The organism is Streptococcus sp. KHUD_013 (assembly GCF_052588545.1).
On the sequence record NZ_CP186264.1, the window covers coordinates 1,780,452 to 1,796,888 of the forward strand.

Sequence of the window (16,437 nt, forward strand, 5' to 3'; positions counted from 1 at the left end):
CATATTTTAAGCGGGAAGAAAAGAAACCAGAATAGTTATCAGAAAGGCAAAAGCATTCATGGTAAAGTGCAATAAAATCGAATATTCTACTCGTTTGTAGCGGTAGGCAACCCAAGTCAAGATGAGGGACATGCCCCCATAGATAATCCAGGAACCAAGATTACTTGGTGTATGTAAATAGGCAAAAACAAGAGCCCCAACCAAATAACCAATTTTTTCGTGCCCCTTAAAGATCAAGCGGGGAATCACAGCACGACAGATAATTTCTTCTCCTAAAGGTGCCACTACAACAATGAGCAAACCCATTGCCAGCTGAGGGGCCAAGGAAGCCACCCCTTGGATGGTCTCTTGGTTAGCTGTCGTCGCCTCTCCCAACTGTCGAAGAAGGTTAACCCCAAGAGCATTATTGGCCAGCAACAGGAGAAAATAAAGGAAATTTCGCCCAATATCTCTGCCTTTGATTCGTGAAAAATCTAGTGAATCAAGTGGACTCCATTTCATAAACCACCAAAGCAAATAAACGAGGAGCATGGTAACCCCAAGGACTAGACTATTGATCGTCCAATTTGACCAAGCATTTTCAATCCCCAAGATCAAAGCGATCATGGGTAGTTGAGTCGCTATAAATAACGGTATTCCAATTAGTAACCACAGACCATTTGAAACCCATTTTTTCTCCATCCAATTTTCCATTATTTTACCTCGATTATCAAACTATTTTTCTAGTATAGCATAGATGAGCTACTGGGGCAAGCCCAAGTAGTAGTCACACAATAGAAAAAAGAGGCGTTTCGAATCAGCCTCTTCTCTCTTGTTTTTTTTAGAATAAAAGTCTTATCCCTTGTTTTTAAAGCGTTCAACATCACGGGCAATGACTAATTCTTCGTCCGTTGGGATGACCAAGACTCTCACTTTAGCATCCGCTGTTGAAATATCGCCTTCTGCACCAAAGACATTCTTTTCTGGATCTACAGCACAGCCAAACCAAGTCATCCCATCAATGACTTGTCCACGGATCGTCTTAGAATTTTCTCCAATTCCAGCTGTAAAGATGATGGCGTCTGCTCCATTCAAGACAGCAAAGTATTGACCGATGTATTTCTTAATACGATCAACAAAAATGTCGTTGGCCAAAAGTGCCTTGTCGTTTCCACTGCGCATGGCTTCGTGGATATCGCGCATATCACTAGAAAGCTCAGACACCCCTAGAAGACCAGATTCACGGTTCAAGATACGACTAATATCTTCTGGACTGTTGAAGTCCTCTGTGTGCTCCATCAAGTAAGGAATAATAGCAGGGTCAATATCCCCTGTACGTGTTCCCATCATGATGCCACCAAGTGGTGTGAAGCCCATAGACGTATCGACAGAAATCCCTTTGTCTACCGCTGTAATAGAAGCTCCATTCCCAATGTGGCAGGTGATTAATTTCAACTCTTCGATTGGTTTTCCAAGAAGCTTCGCAGCTTCGTGGGCTACATACTCATGGCTGGTCCCGTGAGCCCCATATTTACGAACCTTGTTTTCTGTATAGTACTTAGTTGGAAGAGGATAACGATAAGCTTTTTCAGGCATTGTTGTATGGAAAGAGGTATCAAATACAACAACGCTGGTAATATCTGGTAACAATTCTTTAAAGGCACGGATCCCAGCAGCGTTGGCAGGGTTGTGCAATGGGGCCAACAAAGAAAGTTCCTCAACCTTTTGAATGACTTCTTCATCTACAAGAGCAGACTCTTTGAAGTACTCGCCACCTGCAACGACACGGTGCCCTACTCCAGTGATTTCATCGTAGGAAGAAATAATATCGAAACGAATCAAATCATCGAGAAGGATTTTAACCGCTTGTGTGTGGTTCTCGATATCTAAAACCTGTTTTTCCGCTCGACCGTCAAATTTTACTGTCGAAATGGAATCTTTAAGTCCAATTCTCTCGATGAGCCCTTTTGCCAAAACTGTTTCTTCTGGCATTTGGTATAATTGCCATTTCAAACTTGAACTACCTGCATTAATTGCAATTGTTTTCGTCATTTTTTTACCTCTTTAAGCGTTTTCACTCCTATTATAGCAAAATTTTGTTTAAATTTCACTTTCTTTATTCCAGTTTTGAAAACTTTCACGGAATTTCATGAGGTCTTCCTGGTCTTGCAAATCAGTCAAAGGATAGACAAATGGTTGGACCACCGCTTCTTCTTGCTTGCGGAAAACAAAGATGGTTTTTGCTAGATTGGCTGATCGAAAGAGGTTCTCTGGCAAGGTCACCATGGCCAAGACCTGAGCATGATCCTGCATCCATTGTTTCAGCAGAGGACTCTGCTCGCTCGTCAAGAGATCATTCGGAGCTAAAAAAATAGCGACGCCACCTGGTTTTAAGTATTTTAGCGATTGTTCAATCAATAAATGATGGGCATAGGTGTGGCCCTGAGGGGAAGCGACCTGGTAACGACTCGCAATGGCATCATCTGGATAATAACCGACAGGTAAATCGCTGATAATCACATCGCTCTCTTTCAAAACTTGTGGACGAATGGCATCACCTTGGGCAAAATTCACATCCGCCTTCATCACTTCTGCCATACTAGCCGCAAGGTCAATCAAGAGATCATCAATTTCCAAGCCCAAATAATCTAAGGAACGCTGACAGTTGTTCATCAAGGTTTGGGCCAAGTTCCCTGTTCCACTCCCCATTTCTAGCACATCTACTTGATCGGAACTCGCCAACTGATCCACTAGGAAGACCAGAAGAAATCCAATCCCATCTGGCGTAAATTGGTGATTGGCCTGTAGGGGCTCTGTTTGGGCAGCCTTCATCAAAAGATACTGGAAGGAACGACACCACTCTTCCTTGTTTAAGTTCAAGTCCTTCAGGCGCTGGTTGTTTTCCTTCACTAGAGTCAACTCTGTTTGCCCATCCAGATAGATGGCATTCTGCTCAACTAGAGCATCATAAAAGTTGGTCTGCAAATCATTTTGGATAGTTTGGGTATTCTCTAATAGGTAGCCGTAGGCTTTCTCAATTTTTTCGAAATTCATGCTTTCCTCCATCTCTTAATCATATCAAATTTTAAGAGTTTTCGCTATGCTTTTCGAAGGCCTGAGGCTTCTCTTCCTCAGTCGTGGTCGGGTGGTCTGTGGCCGAATCTGGAGCCTGCTTCTCCTTTTCCTTCTTGTCGGTTTTTTTCTTTTCACGAGGAGGTAGAGCAAAGGTGAAATGATAGCTTCCCCCATCTTGTAAGTGACTCGTTACGTTGGCAAAGCCCGATTTTTCTTCCAAATCGACTCGACCAGTTGAGAAGGTTATGGTTTTTTCTTCCCGATCCCAAGTATCAATCGCCAATTGAGCTTGCGCATAAGCCTGGATCCGGTGCTGACTAGCAAGGAGGATCCGTCTCTCTGCCACTTGTCTGTTCAGGTAAAACTGAAGCAAGAGACTAAAAACCGCCGACATAAAAAGGGCATAAAGAAGGATCCCGGCCTCAATCTGCTTCTTTTTTATCCTTTTCCACCACACGGTAGACCACCTCCCTTTCTAACCCTTCTTCAAAGCGCAGTTGAATAGACACCAGATCTCCTCTTTTTTCAATCCTGGCGGATTCAACTCCATCTATCATCGGTTGATAGCCACGGCCAGTCGCATCTGTCTTTCGGATATCTCCCCCCTTAGCCAGTCCAATGGCTATGGGTTTTTGATCCTGAACAAGATAGAATTTGTTATCTCTGACCTCTTCAAATTGGCTACGAGACAATTCAATGTCCAGCTGGTCCTGAAAGAGCAACCATTCCTCTTGCTTGATGTGACTTTGGTACTGGAGTTCTTGACGCAAAAGGCTTGTCAATCCTTGAAACACCAATAAACCACCGCTGATGACGAGCAGGGCAACCAAGGCCTCCAGTAAAGTAAAGGCTGGCAGTTTAGTTCTTTTCAACAGCAATCACAACCTTTCCTTCATGATAGACCTTTAAGGACTTGGCAGACCTCTCCACCTGGACACTGACCTGATTGATGCTCAATTGATCCTGCCTGGTCTGGATCGCCATTTTTGCGACTCGCAAGACTTCTCCTTGTCTCAACTCTTCTAAGCGCTGCTGTCGCGAGTCCCCTAGCTCTCCCAGCACAAGGGTCGTGAGGACACCAAACATCGCTAAGGCAATCAGTCCTTCTAACAAAAGACTAGCGGGGAGCCGTCGATTTTTTAATTTTTCCATTCCCAATTGCCAACTGATAAGTCACCACCTCTTTCTCTGTCTGAAATTGAATCTTGGTCAGGCTTGAATTGCCTCCTGCTGGATCAAAGGTCAGTTGCTTCTCTCTGACCACTTCCACCCCTTTTGGAAGCGGTAATTCTTGATAGGGACTATGAACCCCACCGTGGTCGATGGAAAGAAGAGCTCTCTCCTCTTTTGCAATACTCATCTTTTGTGTCTCCTGATAGACCCGTTCAAATTCCGAGAAAAACAATGTTTCTTCCACCTGCCCAAAGGCTTGATGGACTGACCCAGCTAGCAGCCAACATAGAAGACTGACGATACCTAGAGTTAGTAAGCTCTCTAGAAGGGTGAAAGCTTTAATCTGCAACCGCACGGTGATCACCTGCATTCTTCACATAGTGAGCACGGTAGGCTTCTGCTTGTTTTTGAGTGATTTGTCCTTCTGCGACTAGCTTAGAAAGACTAGCTTTTTCATTCTGATGATTGAGTTCATAGAGCTCAGCCTGGCTCTCCACGACTTTGACGACTGCTCGATTTCCTGTATCTGTTACCGAATCTTTCTGCTTGGTCAAGTTCGGAACAAAGAGCAAGAGAAGAACGCTGATAATGAGCAAAACAACTAACATTTCAATCAGAGTAAAAGCTTTTACCTTGAGTGTGCGCAATGATTTCATAAAGGAACCTCCAAATTTTCATAAATCGGCAGCAACATGGCTGCATAGAGCAAAACAATCATAAGAGCAACAAAGACAAAGACCAGTGGTTGAACGACATTCATGGCCTTGTTCAAACGATGGAAAAAGCCTGCCCAGGTCTTGTCTGCATAGATCTCCAGCTCACTACCGAGCTTGGATTTGGCTTCCCCATATTCAATCATGAGGGCCAGCTCTCGTTTAAAGAAAGGATAGGTCTGAATATGGTCAGAAAAAGACCTGCCACGAGCCAATGCCCGCTCTAAATCCTGTCCAATCTCTCGAAAGAGACGGGAACGTTGCCCCTGCATCACAGGAAAAATTTGATTCAGCTCCAACCCTTGGGCAATCATACTTCCCCATTCTCGAGCATAAAAAGCGGTCAGATAATCCTGTAAGAAGGGGCGAAGAAAAGGAAATCTAGCCAAACATGAAACCAGGGCCAGCCGTTTGGCACGACGGCCTAGGAAAAGGAGCATCAAAACTCCAATCGTCAGCAACACACTCCCTAACAAAACATACTGGGGAAAGATACTAATCAGTCGTGTCGCCCCATTTTGATTCTCCAACTGGGGCAAGAGATAATTTTTCAGCCCCAGCATAATCAAGATCAAAAATCCCAACAAGAGCACGGGATAGGTCGCCACCTCAACTAGTTTCTTTCGAACCTGGGTCAGATTTTCCAAGTAGCTACGGATCTTTTCTAAACTTAAGGTAACATTTCCATGCTGCTCCGCCAGTGCCAATTGAGTCGTTACCTGATCGGAGAAACCTAGATCAGAGAGAATGGCTGACAGGGGCTTCCCGTTGGCAAGTCCGACCTGCATCCTCTCGACAAAATCTGCCTCTACCAATTGACTGCGCCGAAGAAAGTCGATGACCTCTGATAGATGAAAGCCACTGCTGTAGAGATTGTGAAAGAGTTCAATGACATGTTCTTGCTTAGCAATCGATAATTTTTTCGGCTTGCGCCTGATCCAGCTCAATATGTCCCGCTTCATAAAGCGCATCCATTTGCTGGTTCCACTGTTGACTGGAGTGGTTTTGGTAATCTTGGATGACAAAGTCAGTGACACCTCCTCCCTTTATCAAACGCTGGTAACAGATCCCTTGAAGAACAACCCTTAACTCCTCCTCACTCACCCCCAACTCCAACAGGCGTTCGTACACCCCAGGGATGCTCTTGGCATGGATGGTGGAAAAAACTGTCACACCTGTCAGACTAGCCCGAATAACTGCACGAGCTGTCTCCGTGTCGCGTATTTCTCCGATAAGGAGAAGATCCGGACGATGGCGCAAAGAAAGTTTAATCAAGCTATCGTAGGTCATGCCAATCGCTTCATTGAGCTGCAGTTGCAGCATCTCTTCTTGCTTAATTTCTACGGGATCTTCAATCGACATGACTTGTTGCCCCGAAAATTTTTTCTTGGCCAGGGCATGCATCAGTGTTGTCTTCCCCGATCCGACTGGACCCGCAAATAAGTAGAGCCCCCGCTTACTCACCTTCTCTTCTAGCTCTTGAAGTTGGTCGAACCAGAAACGGAGCTCCCGGTCCTCATTGTGGAGCAGGCGAATAACTAAACTCTCGTATCCCCTATAGTCTCCCACAGTAGACAAGCGTAAGGACAAGACCTTATCCCCTAGAGAATAGTCACAGGAGCCCAATTGACTCCGGCGCCTTTCCCCCACATTCATCCCTGCCATAAACTTAAAATGACTGATGACCGCTACCATTTGTTCTTGCGAATAGGTCTCGACAAAGCGTCGCTCATCCCCAACCCTTAGAAAGAGCTGATAGTCTGATGCTCGAGGAACAAAATAAATATCCTGAGCTTCGGCATTCGATGCCATTCGAATTATGGATTGTGCAATTTCTTGAACCATATTTCCTCCTTTCACTATATAATTCGCAATTAATTGGCCAACTAGCGCTGGATTTAGAAAAAAGAGCAAAAAAAAGAAACTCAACTGCATATTGAATTTCTCTTCCTATAGATTATTGCTCTCGTAGTCTAGCTTACAAGAGCGATGAGCCGTGTGGGCATTCTCTTTTTCGTAGCCTGGACGGCGCTTGCTTCTCGGTATCTTCTGATCGTTTTCTAACAAGGCGACTGAATGATATTGTTGCACGTATTCCGCACACTCTTCACACCAGCGCTGATCCTCAGGATCCCAAAAAATCGTCATTAAATCACTTCTACTTTTAAATAATGGAGATTGCTCTCTTAAAAGTAACCATTGGCGTTTGTAGTATTTTAGGGCTTCATAATAGTCATCAAAACTCTGACTAGTGACAATGTCCTTCTCCCAATCTTCTAAAAACCACCAGGGTTCGTAATCCCCATACATTTCAATTACTTGATACATATTTCTCTCCGTCCTTTGTATCCAATATTATATATAAAATCCTTTGATAACAAAAGAATTCTGCTTATGAAAGAAAAATGCAGTAAATTTTCCGAACATTTTCACTGTTTTCTTTCAAAATCTCCCCTTATGGAGGAGAGAAAGGCTATTTTTTGACAAGAAAAAACTGAGAAGCCTAAAGTTCTCAGTTCAGATTGAATATAAAAACTTCTGAAAAACTTCCCTTAGGTGAGTACGGACGTCAGCGAACTTCTACGAAGTTCCATGACTTAGTTTTGAGCCTAAGGTCTCAAAACTCCCGAGTGCTAGAAACACCAGTGTTTCTAGCACTTTTCTCACTGTGGAAAGTTTTTAATCTTCTTAAATGGCTAAAAAATAAAAGTCACTTTTTTGAAAATCATCTAGCCGTTTTATGAAAAACAATAGTTTGTCTGCATTCAAAACTGAGAACCTAAAGTTCTCAGTTTTTCAAATGATGATCCATTAGAACAATTGAAGGGCAATCATGGTTGTCATGGTTGCATCGTAATAATTTTCTGTTGATAGATCTTGCATAAAGATAAACTTGTTCTGCTGCACCAATTTGAGATAGCCATCTCCATTTTCAGCCGCATAAGATACCGGAGCAATGAAGCTAGCTGCTTGGTACTGATGAAGGGCATTGCCTTTCAGATCATAGCCTGCATAGATATTCCGTTGCTTCATGAAGAAATCCAGCATCTTCTTGCCCAATTTTTGACTGGTCTTGTCCTGGCTTTGAGCCAAGTTGTATGGCAGACGACAAGCATTGTAAGAATAAGCACCATCGTACTTGGATTCGATGGTATCTGGATCCGCTACACGCGCTCCTTGTTCATCTACCCACATAAAGTCTGGCAGAAGGCCTGTTTTAGTTTGTGAACTGATAGCGTCAAGCTGGGCCAACATCTTCTCTTTAATACTTAACCATTGTTCATTTCCAGTCAACTCATAGAAGGATTGGAAAAAGGATGGAAGGGTATCAGAGGTTCTCATCAAGTGATAGAATTCGGAATCTTGATTGGCCCAATTCCCAACGGTCAAGACACCCGTTGTCTCATTGTAGTTGTACTTGAGAATATCGTCCAAGATAGCCTTGGCTTGCTGTTGATAGCCTTTACCTTTTTCAGGCCACTGTTTTGCTGCCTCCATCAAGGCATAGGCTATATATAGATCACCATCCGTCGCATTTTGATGCTCAGATGAAAGCTCCCCTTTTTTGATGATTTGTTTCCAAGCCATTAATTGGGTATCGTCTAAGCGATTGTTTTGATAATACCGATACAGACGGTCAAAATCCTCTTGATTGGCTAGGTCTTTCTTGGCAGCCTCTACTGTGATTAGCATGCCATAACCTTGCGCTTCTGATAAGACAACCGTTTCTTGGTCACTGTTAGTCGTACGAACATAGGACTGTTTTCCATCCGTCACGAGGTAGTGTTCCGTCCATTGACGATAGAGGCGGTTCCGCATCTCCACCTTGCTTCTTGTCCGAGCCAAGAAGAGAGTCAAACAAAAGACTGCCAGGATGACCACAAACCATAAATATTTCATTTTTTTTGTTCTCATAAGTCCTCCTAACCAGCAAACCGTTTCGTTTTCACCCACTTGGTTCCTTCACGGTGAAGCAATTTATCCATGATGATGGATGAAATCGAATCAATCGAAACAATGATAAAGAGTTGGGAATAGCTAAAGTAGGCTGCTAGGGCCAACCAAATCTGTTTCACCGTCGCCTGACCAAACTGAGAAGCCATGGCAATGTTGATTTGCAACAAATACAAACCAATCATTAGCACCCAGTTAAAGAGCATCAATTGGGCAATGTAGATATTTTCGGAGTCAAAAGCAAAAGGAATCTGTACACCCGGAGCAAAGAGATGGATAAACATGGCAAGGACATTGGCAAAGAAAATCAAGTCTGACAAGACAATCGCTGCATTAAACCAGAAGAAAATACATGAATAGTTGAAGACCTCTAATTTTACCCGCCAGTTTGCTTTTCCGAATAAGTGTTTAAAGTTAGAAAGTACAACCTCATAGTTTCCTTTTGCCCAACGTTTCCGTTGCATATAGTAAGTTTTTAAGGTCTCTGGCTCTTGTTGGAAGGCTTCCGAGTTGTAGGCTAAAGCGATCAACTTTCCGCTTTGCATGATTTTGAAGGAAATATCCGTATCTTCCGTCAAGGCACCATTCTTCCAACCACCAATACTTTTGACAAATTCTGTTTGAATAATAAAGTTGGTTCCTGGAATCCGTCCAATTTTGAAAAGATTCCACATACCGACGTGATGAACCCGCTGGGTCACGACGATTTCTTGGTTGATACAACGCGTCAAAAAGTTCTGGTTAGCATTTCTCGTCTTGTTGCGTCCAAATGAAGCCACATGGCGTTCTGGATCTTTAAGAACTTCCTTAACCAAGAAATAAAGAGCATTTTTCTCAGGCATAGCATCTGCATCATAGACACAGATATAATCTCCTGTCGCCATCTTCAAGGCATCATTTAATACTCCAGCTTTCCCACCTGTACCGGTACGGTCAATAATGGTCACGTCACGTCCAGCGTATTCCGGAAGGGCCTTGACAGCCAAACACTCCTCATAGGTACGATCCGAGCAGTTATCTGCAAAGAGAAGCAACTCCACACGATCATGAGGGTAATTCATATCCAAAATCGCCTTAGCAGTTTGAGCAATGACCACATCTTCATTGTGGGCAGGTACCACAATGGTTACTTTAGGATAATAGAGAAGCGGGCTCGTATCCACTCGAAAATCACTGTGTTTCAACCAGAATTGAACCGCTGAAATCAAGATTACCAAGCCCCAGGCTAGAGATAACCAGATAGAAATCAAGGTGAAAATCATTAAAATTTGACTGATCATGGTCCACCGCCTTAAAGTTTTTGTTTACCCGATGGTAGATGACCAAGTAGGCAATGAATAATGCACAGAAGCACACCGCAAAGAATAGACTAATCCCTAAGGCTAGCCCAAAAAATAGATTTGTAAGAGTCATCGGTTCCTCCTAATATTCCACAATAATATCCGTTTCAAGTTGACATTTCAAGTTACTAATAGCTTCCTGGTAGCTATGGAATTTCGTCCGATTGGTCGAATCCACCACCAAGTATCCTTTTTGAAATTGAATCGCTTGATTACCGTCTTCTCCCTTAAAGACCAAAGATTCCAATTGATTTTTTAAATACAACTGATAATATTCTTGCAAATTTCGTTGCTGACTATTCGTAAGTACTAGAAAATTGCCATCTGAAACATAATAAAGTCTCTCATCTTGTATCAAATGGTGGCCAATCAGATAATGAATTTGGTTCAGCGTCCGATTGTACTCACGAGGATGAATTTGATAGAAGAGTTCCTCATGAGACCAATGGATCAAGAGGGCTTGTAATTTCTGTTCCTGTTGAACACCCATGTGTTCCAGCAAGCCACGGTAGGCAACTTCAGCGTCTTCTTCTTGGTTTTGAACCTTTGCAACTTCTTTAAATAAATAGTAGCGAATTTTTGATAGTATTCCAATCAGAATAGGGAAAGAGAAAAGCAATAACAGTGCCTGGTTTGCAGGGATATACACGACTCCTGCTACCAGAAAGACAATTCCTAAACCGACTGAAATTAAAATCGTCCAGGTCAGCAGCAAATTGGATAAGACAAGAGAGGCAAACAAGGCTAACACAAGAAAGAGAGCTTCCTCAATAATAATTTCCCGTGCAAAGAATAGACAGTATATCAGGACGGCCAATACAAAGCCGACTAAAATAAGCATCCAGTCTCCTAAATGATTCCTTTTTTTCATTCCTAAATCTCTCCCTCCATAAATTCAGATACCGAGTCAACGAGGCCATAATAGTGCTGAATAGCTTGAACAATCCGCTCAGATGCCTTCCCATCTCCATATGGATTTCGAGCTGAAGCCATTTTTTGATACAGATCTGGGTCCGTCAACAGAGCCGTCATTTCTTCCTTGACGCGCTCAGGATCCGTTCCGACCAATTTTAAAGTTCCAGCTTTGACACCTTCTGGACGTTCGGTCGTATCCCGAAGGACTAAGACAGGCTTGCCTAAGGAAGGGGCCTCCTCCTGAACTCCTCCCGAATCAGACATAATAAAGTAACTTCTCGATGCTAGGTTATGAAAATCAAAGACGTCCAAAGGAGCAATCAAATGAATACGGTCGTGATCTCCTAAGATGTCCTTAGCCGCCTCTTGAACAGCCGGACTGAGGTGGACTGGATAAACAACCTCCAACTCCGGATGAGCATCTACCATTTCTCTCAAGGCAGCAAAGACAGCTCGCATCGGTTGGCCTTGGTTTTCCCGACGGTGCATGGTCACTAGGACCAGTTTCTTCTGTGGATCTAACTGATCAAGCACCTGGTGGTGATAATTCTCTTGCACGGTTAATCGCAGGGCATCAATCGCCGTATTCCCCGTAATGAAAATGGACGACTCTGGATGATGTTCCATGAGAAGATTGGCCTTGCTTTCACTGGTTGGGGCAAAATAGAGATCTGCTAGGTTATCCGTCATTTGACGGTTCATTTCCTCAGGGAAAGGCGAATACTTATCGAAAGTTCTGAGCCCCGCCTCTACATGACCTATACGGACTTGATTAAAAAAAGCAACAAGACTGGCTGCAAAAGTCGTCGTTGTGTCCCCATGGACCAAAATCATATCCGGTTGCATTTCTTTCACGACTGGGTCAAATTTTTCAAGGATTTTAGCCGTAATATCTAGAAGAGATTGGTTTTTCCCCATAATATCTAGATCGTAATCCGGTTGAATACGGAAGGTCTCTAGCACTTGATCTAACATTTGACGATGCTGAGCAGTCACTACTGTAATCGTTTCAAAGGTCTCACTTTGCTTTTGAAGCTCTAAAACCAGGGGAGCCATTTTAATCGCTTCTGGGCGCGTTCCAAAAACAACCATCACTTTAATCTTTTTCATCATCTCACCTTTTTAACCTTGTGAATTTTTTAACAAAATCGACAACACTTTTCCCATCCATTCTACCTTCAATAGCTTCAAAAGTCAAACTATCTCAATGCTTTCGTAATACATTTAATCGAATTTTAATAATCTGTAATTTATATGTAACATTCGAATCTTTCGAGCCCTTGAAACCCTTGAAATAGCTGGTTTTTATACTATTTTTTTTAACATCCAAACGTTTATAAAGTTTCATTTTCATTACCAAAGTATTCATTATTTTAAATATATATTTATTTTTGCGCATATTTTTAAACTGATATTATAGGAAAAAGCGGTGCCTATATGGTTATTTTTAGGCATAAAAAGAAGCCTTACTGAAGATCAGTAAAGCTTCTTTTAGGGTTAATTTTCTTCCACTACAATTGGTTCAACAGTTTCAGTTGCTTCTTCTGTAACAGGAACTTCTTCGATAATTTCGACTTCATTGACTGCTTGTGGTTCCAAGTTACGGTAACGAGCCATACCTGTACCAGCAGGAATAATCTTACCAATGATAACATTTTCCTTGAGTCCAAGGAGATGGTCTTTCTTACCGCGAATCGCTGCGTCAGTGAGGACACGAGTTGTTTCCTGGAAGGAAGCCGCTGACAAGAAACTATTGGTTTCAAGAGAGGCCTTGGTGATCCCCATAAGGACTGGACGAGCCGTTGCAGGAACCCCACCAGAAATGACCACATCACGGTTAGCATCTGTAAAGTCTGTAATATCCATGAGGGTACCCATGAGAAGGTCTGTATCTCCTGGATCCATAACACGAACCTTACGGATCATTTGACGCACCATTACCTCGATGTGTTTGTCACCGATTTCTACCCCTTGGCTACGGTATACTTTTTGTACTTCCGCAAGGAGGTAAGTTTCAACTGATAAGACATCACGTACAGCAAGGAGACGTTTTGGTTGGATTGAACCTTCTGTCAATGCTGCACCACGAGAGATTTGATCGCCAACCTCTACACGCATACGGGCTGTATATGGTACCACGTATTCGCCTTCGCCAGTTTCACCTTTAACGAAGACTTTCTTAGTACGAGTTGAAGCATCTTCTTCGATTGCTGTAACTTGTCCTTTGACTTCTGTGATGACCGCTTCCCCTTTAGGATTGCGGGCTTCAAAGATTTCTTGGACACGAGGAAGACCCTGAGTGATATCGGTATTTGAGGCAACCCCACCCGTGTGGAAGGTACGCATTGTAAGCTGTGTACCAGGTTCCCCGATAGATTGGGCAGCGATGGTTCCGACTGCTTCACCAACTTCAACCGCATCACCAGTCGCCAAGTTGATACCATAACAGTGACGGCAGACCCCATGACGAGTGTTACATGTAAATACGGAGCGGATAGTTACTTCTTCGACACCAGCATTGACAATTTCACGTGCTAGGTCTTCTGAAATCAAAGTATCTGGACCAACAATGACTGCACCTGTTTCAGGATGTTTGACAGATTTCTTCGTATAACGACCTGTTAAACGCTCTTCCAATGGTTCAATCATTTCTTTGCCATCGGTAATCGCACGGATCACGAGTCCACGGTCAGTTCCACAGTCATCCTCACGGATAATGACGTCTTGGGCAACATCAACCAAACGACGTGTCAAGTAACCTGAGTCGGCTGTCTTGAGGGCCGTATCGGTCATCCCTTTACGAGCACCGTGAGTAGAGAAGAACATTTCGAGTACTGACAAACCTTCGCGGAAGTTTGAAAGGATCGGCAATTCCATAATCCGTCCGTTTGGAGCAGCCATCAAACCACGCATACCGGCAAGCTGTGAGAAGTTTGAGATGTTACCACGAGCTCCAGAGTCCATCATCATAACGATTGGATTCTTCGGATCTTGGTTATCTACCAAGCGTTTTTCCAATTTCTCACGTGCTGCACGCCATTCAGCTGTAACGGCATTGTAACGCTCATCATCTGTAATCATCCCTTTACGGAACTGTTTGGTGATTTGTTCTACACGTTTGTGAGATTCTTCAATGATTTCAGCCTTATCTTCAACAACTGGAATATCGGCAATCCCCACTGTCAAACCAGCAAGGGTTGAGTGGTGGTAACCTAAGTCTTTCAAACGGTCCAAGAAAGCAGATGTTTCTGTTGTACGGAAGCGTTTGAAGATTTCCGCGATGATATTTCCAAGATTTTTCTTCTTGAATGGAACGTTTAATTCCAATTGTTCAATCGCCACTTTGACATCTTGACCAGGCTCCAAGAAGTACTTAGCTGGAACACCTTCTGTCAAGTTGGCATTATTTGGCTCTTGGAGGTATGGAAGTTCTGCAGGCATGATATCGTTAAAGAGAATCTTACCAACTGTTGTCAAGAGAATCTTGTGTTGTTGAGCTTCTGTCCATGGTTTGTTCAAGCTATCCGTCGCAATTCCGACACGTGTATGCAAGTGAACATAACCATTGCGAAGGGCCATGACCGCTTCATCGCGGTCTTTGAAGACCATTCCTTCGCCTTCACGACCAGCTTCTTCCATAGTAAGGTAGTAGTTCCCCAAGACCATATCCTGAGATGGGGTAACAACTGGTTTACCATCTTTCGGGTTCAAGATGTGCTCAGCAGCCAGCATCAAGATACGGGCTTCTGCTTGGGCTTCTTCTGAAAGCGGTACGTGGATGGCCATTTGGTCACCGTCAAAGTCGGCGTTGTAGGCTTCACAGACAAGTGGGTGCAAGCGAAGAGCTTTCCCGTCAATCAAGACTGGCTCGAAGGCTTGGATCCCCAGGCGGTGGAGGGTCGGTGCGCGGTTCAAGAGAACTGGGTGTTCTTTGATGACTTCTTCTAGGATATCCCAGATACGCTCATCGCCACGTTCCACCAAGCGTTTAGCGGCTTTGACGTTTTGCACGATATCACGCGCAACGATTTCACGCATGACAAATGGTTTGAAAAGCTCGATGGCCATTTCACGTGGCACACCACATTGGTACATCTTAAGGGTTGGACCAACGGCGATAACGGAACGTCCTGAGAAGTCTACCCGTTTCCCGAGCAAGTTTTGACGGAAGCGTCCTTGTTTCCCTTTGAGCATGTGGCTCAATGATTTAAGTGGACGGCTACCTGGTCCTGTGATCGGACGACCTCGACGGCCATTGTCAATCAAAGCGTCAACCGCTTCTTGAAGCATCCGTTTTTCGTTTTGCACAATGATACCAGGAGCATTCAACTCAAGCAAACGAGCCAAACGGTTGTTCCGGTTGATCACACGACGGTAAAGGTCGTTCAAGTCAGAGGCAGCAAAACGGCCACCATCCAATTGGACCATCGGACGAAGATCTGGTGGAATAACAGGAAGGATGTTGAGAACCATCCATTCTGGTTTGTTTCCAGATTTGTAGAAGGCATCTAAGACATCCAAACGGCGAACAGCCTTCACACGTTTTTGACCAGTTGCAGTCTTCAATTCTTCTTTCAAGACAGCAATTTCAGCTTCCAAATCCACTTGTTTCAAGAGGTCTTGGATCGCTTCTGCCCCCATCTTGGCAACAAAGGAACCTGGTCCGTATTCACGCAAGCGTTCACGGTATTCGCGTTCTGTCATGATGGATTTGTGCTCAAGCGGTGTATCTTTTGGATCGATAACCACGTAAGCTGCGAAGTAGATGACTTCTTCAAGGGCACGAGGACTCATGTCCAAGGTCAATCCCATACGAGAAGGGATTCCTTTGAAGTACCAGATGTGTGATACAGGAGCTTTCAACTCGATATGCCCCATTCGTTCACGACGAACCTTGGCACGTGTTACTTCCACACCACAGCGGTCACAAACAATCCCTTTGTAACGGATTCGTTTGTATTTTCCACACGCACATTCCCAGTCTTTTGTAGGACCAAAGATGACTTCATCAAAGAGACCTTCACGTTCTGGTTTCAATGTACGGTAGTTGATTGTTTCAGGTTTCTTGACCTCTCCATAAGACCATGAACGGACCTTGCTTGGAGAAGCTAGGGTGATTTGCATACTTTTAAAACGATTTACATCAACCACTATTTCTTACCTTTCTTTATGTTCATTATCGATTGTATGTTCTTTTGCTTTTTGTGAAGGTGAGAAGGACTTTCCTTCACACCTTCAAGCCTAAAGCTTCGAGATAGACAACCTTCTCAGGCTTTCTACTCTCTTGA

General features: G+C 43.7%; 16 protein-coding genes. All 16 read right to left on the reverse strand.

The window, feature by feature from the left end:
- Positions 1-6 precede the first annotated feature (6 nt).
- Complete coding sequence (locus ACOXXR_RS08555; protein ID WP_224781595.1) at positions 7-681, reverse strand: CPBP family intramembrane glutamic endopeptidase; 675 nt, start codon at positions 679-681, stop codon at positions 7-9.
- A 153-nt stretch (positions 682-834) separates the two neighbouring features.
- A complete protein-coding gene (locus tag ACOXXR_RS08560; RefSeq protein ID WP_445278431.1) occupies positions 835-2,031 on the reverse strand; it encodes an acetate kinase in 1,197 nt (398 codons plus the stop codon).
- A gap of 48 nt (positions 2,032-2,079) precedes the next feature.
- Positions 2,080-3,033, reverse strand: a complete 954-nt coding sequence (locus ACOXXR_RS08565) for a class I SAM-dependent methyltransferase (protein ID WP_445278432.1) — start codon at positions 3,031-3,033, stop codon at positions 2,080-2,082.
- Between the two features lie 31 nt (positions 3,034-3,064).
- On the reverse strand, positions 3,065-3,511 hold the full coding sequence (comGG, locus tag ACOXXR_RS08570) for a competence type IV pilus minor pilin ComGG (RefSeq protein ID WP_006595132.1): 447 nt from the start codon (positions 3,509-3,511) through the stop codon (positions 3,065-3,067).
- Complete coding sequence (gene comGF, locus ACOXXR_RS08575) at positions 3,477-3,929, reverse strand: competence type IV pilus minor pilin ComGF (protein ID WP_040803180.1); 453 nt, start codon at positions 3,927-3,929, stop codon at positions 3,477-3,479. Before comGF ends, comGG begins: the two co-directional genes overlap by 35 nt.
- Entirely contained in the window at positions 3,913-4,206 is a 294-nt protein-coding gene (gene comGE, locus ACOXXR_RS08580) for a competence type IV pilus minor pilin ComGE (RefSeq protein ID WP_006595134.1), read from the reverse strand. Before comGE ends, comGF begins: the two co-directional genes overlap by 17 nt.
- Entirely contained in the window at positions 4,172-4,597 is a 426-nt protein-coding gene (gene comGD, locus ACOXXR_RS08585; protein ID WP_042507426.1) for a competence type IV pilus minor pilin ComGD, read from the reverse strand. Before comGD ends, comGE begins: the two co-directional genes overlap by 35 nt.
- Positions 4,566-4,883 (reverse strand): competence type IV pilus major pilin ComGC, encoded by a 318-nt coding sequence (gene comGC, locus ACOXXR_RS08590; protein ID WP_023022076.1) that lies wholly within the window; start codon positions 4,881-4,883, stop codon positions 4,566-4,568. The genes comGD and comGC overlap by 32 nt, the downstream gene beginning before the upstream one ends.
- On the reverse strand, positions 4,880-5,902 hold the full coding sequence (gene comGB, locus ACOXXR_RS08595) for a competence type IV pilus assembly protein ComGB (RefSeq protein ID WP_023022075.1): 1,023 nt from the start codon (positions 5,900-5,902) through the stop codon (positions 4,880-4,882). Before comGB ends, comGC begins: the two co-directional genes overlap by 4 nt.
- Positions 5,844-6,785, reverse strand: a complete 942-nt coding sequence (comGA, locus tag ACOXXR_RS08600) for a competence type IV pilus ATPase ComGA (protein ID WP_445278433.1) — start codon at positions 6,783-6,785, stop codon at positions 5,844-5,846. Before comGA ends, comGB begins: the two co-directional genes overlap by 59 nt.
- Positions 6,786-6,890: 105 nt before the next feature.
- A complete protein-coding gene (locus tag ACOXXR_RS08605) occupies positions 6,891-7,268 on the reverse strand; it encodes a DUF1033 family protein (RefSeq protein WP_006595139.1) in 378 nt (125 codons plus the stop codon).
- A gap of 483 nt (positions 7,269-7,751) precedes the next feature.
- Positions 7,752-8,855, reverse strand: coding sequence for a glycosyl hydrolase family 8 (locus ACOXXR_RS08610; protein WP_006595140.1), 1,104 nt, complete (start codon positions 8,853-8,855; stop codon positions 7,752-7,754).
- An 8-nt stretch (positions 8,856-8,863) separates the two neighbouring features.
- Positions 8,864-10,174: a glycosyltransferase family 2 protein gene (locus tag ACOXXR_RS08615; protein ID WP_445278434.1), complete on the reverse strand. Its 1,311-nt coding sequence runs from the start codon at positions 10,172-10,174 to the stop codon at positions 8,864-8,866.
- Positions 10,175-10,316: 142 nt separating this feature from the next.
- The gene (locus ACOXXR_RS08620) at positions 10,317-11,105 is read right to left on the reverse strand and encodes a hypothetical protein (RefSeq protein WP_023027556.1); all 789 of its coding nucleotides are present in this window, start codon (positions 11,103-11,105) and stop codon (positions 10,317-10,319) included.
- Positions 11,106-11,107: 2 nt separating this feature from the next.
- A complete protein-coding gene (gene wecB, locus ACOXXR_RS08625) occupies positions 11,108-12,259 on the reverse strand; it encodes a non-hydrolyzing UDP-N-acetylglucosamine 2-epimerase (protein ID WP_445278435.1) in 1,152 nt (383 codons plus the stop codon).
- Positions 12,260-12,646: 387 nt separating this feature from the next.
- Positions 12,647-16,300, reverse strand: coding sequence for a DNA-directed RNA polymerase subunit beta' (rpoC, locus tag ACOXXR_RS08630; RefSeq protein ID WP_445278436.1), 3,654 nt, complete (start codon positions 16,298-16,300; stop codon positions 12,647-12,649).
- Positions 16,301-16,437: the final 137 nt, after the last annotated feature.

What these genes read in the sequence shown, in the direction of transcription:
- ACOXXR_RS08620 (WP_023027556.1), bottom strand. Translation starts at nt 11,105, where the DNA reads ATGAAAAAAAGGAATCATTTAGGAGACTGGATGCTTATTTTAGTCGGC.
- comGE (WP_006595134.1), bottom strand. Translation starts at nt 4,206, where the DNA reads ATGGAAAAATTAAAAAATCGACGGCTCCCCGCTAGTCTTTTGTTAGAA.
- comGC (WP_023022076.1), bottom strand. Translation starts at nt 4,883, where the DNA reads ATGAAATCATTGCGCACACTCAAGGTAAAAGCTTTTACTCTGATTGAA.
- comGD (WP_042507426.1), bottom strand. Translation starts at nt 4,597, where the DNA reads ATGCAGGTGATCACCGTGCGGTTGCAGATTAAAGCTTTCACCCTTCTA.
- comGA (WP_445278433.1), bottom strand. Translation starts at nt 6,785, where the DNA reads ATGGTTCAAGAAATTGCACAATCCATAATTCGAATGGCATCGAATGCC.
- ACOXXR_RS08560 (WP_445278431.1), bottom strand. Translation starts at nt 2,031, where the DNA reads ATGACGAAAACAATTGCAATTAATGCAGGTAGTTCAAGTTTGAAATGG.
- ACOXXR_RS08565 (WP_445278432.1), bottom strand. Translation starts at nt 3,033, where the DNA reads ATGAATTTCGAAAAAATTGAGAAAGCCTACGGCTACCTATTAGAGAAT.
- ACOXXR_RS08555 (WP_224781595.1), bottom strand. Translation starts at nt 681, where the DNA reads ATGGAGAAAAAATGGGTTTCAAATGGTCTGTGGTTACTAATTGGAATA.
- ACOXXR_RS08610 (WP_006595140.1), bottom strand. Translation starts at nt 8,855, where the DNA reads ATGAGAACAAAAAAAATGAAATATTTATGGTTTGTGGTCATCCTGGCA.
- wecB (WP_445278435.1), bottom strand. Translation starts at nt 12,259, where the DNA reads ATGAAAAAGATTAAAGTGATGGTTGTTTTTGGAACGCGCCCAGAAGCG.
- ACOXXR_RS08615 (WP_445278434.1), bottom strand. Translation starts at nt 10,174, where the DNA reads ATGATCAGTCAAATTTTAATGATTTTCACCTTGATTTCTATCTGGTTA.
- ACOXXR_RS08605 (WP_006595139.1), bottom strand. Translation starts at nt 7,268, where the DNA reads ATGTATCAAGTAATTGAAATGTATGGGGATTACGAACCCTGGTGGTTT.
- comGB (WP_023022075.1), bottom strand. Translation starts at nt 5,902, where the DNA reads ATGAAGCGGGACATATTGAGCTGGATCAGGCGCAAGCCGAAAAAATTA.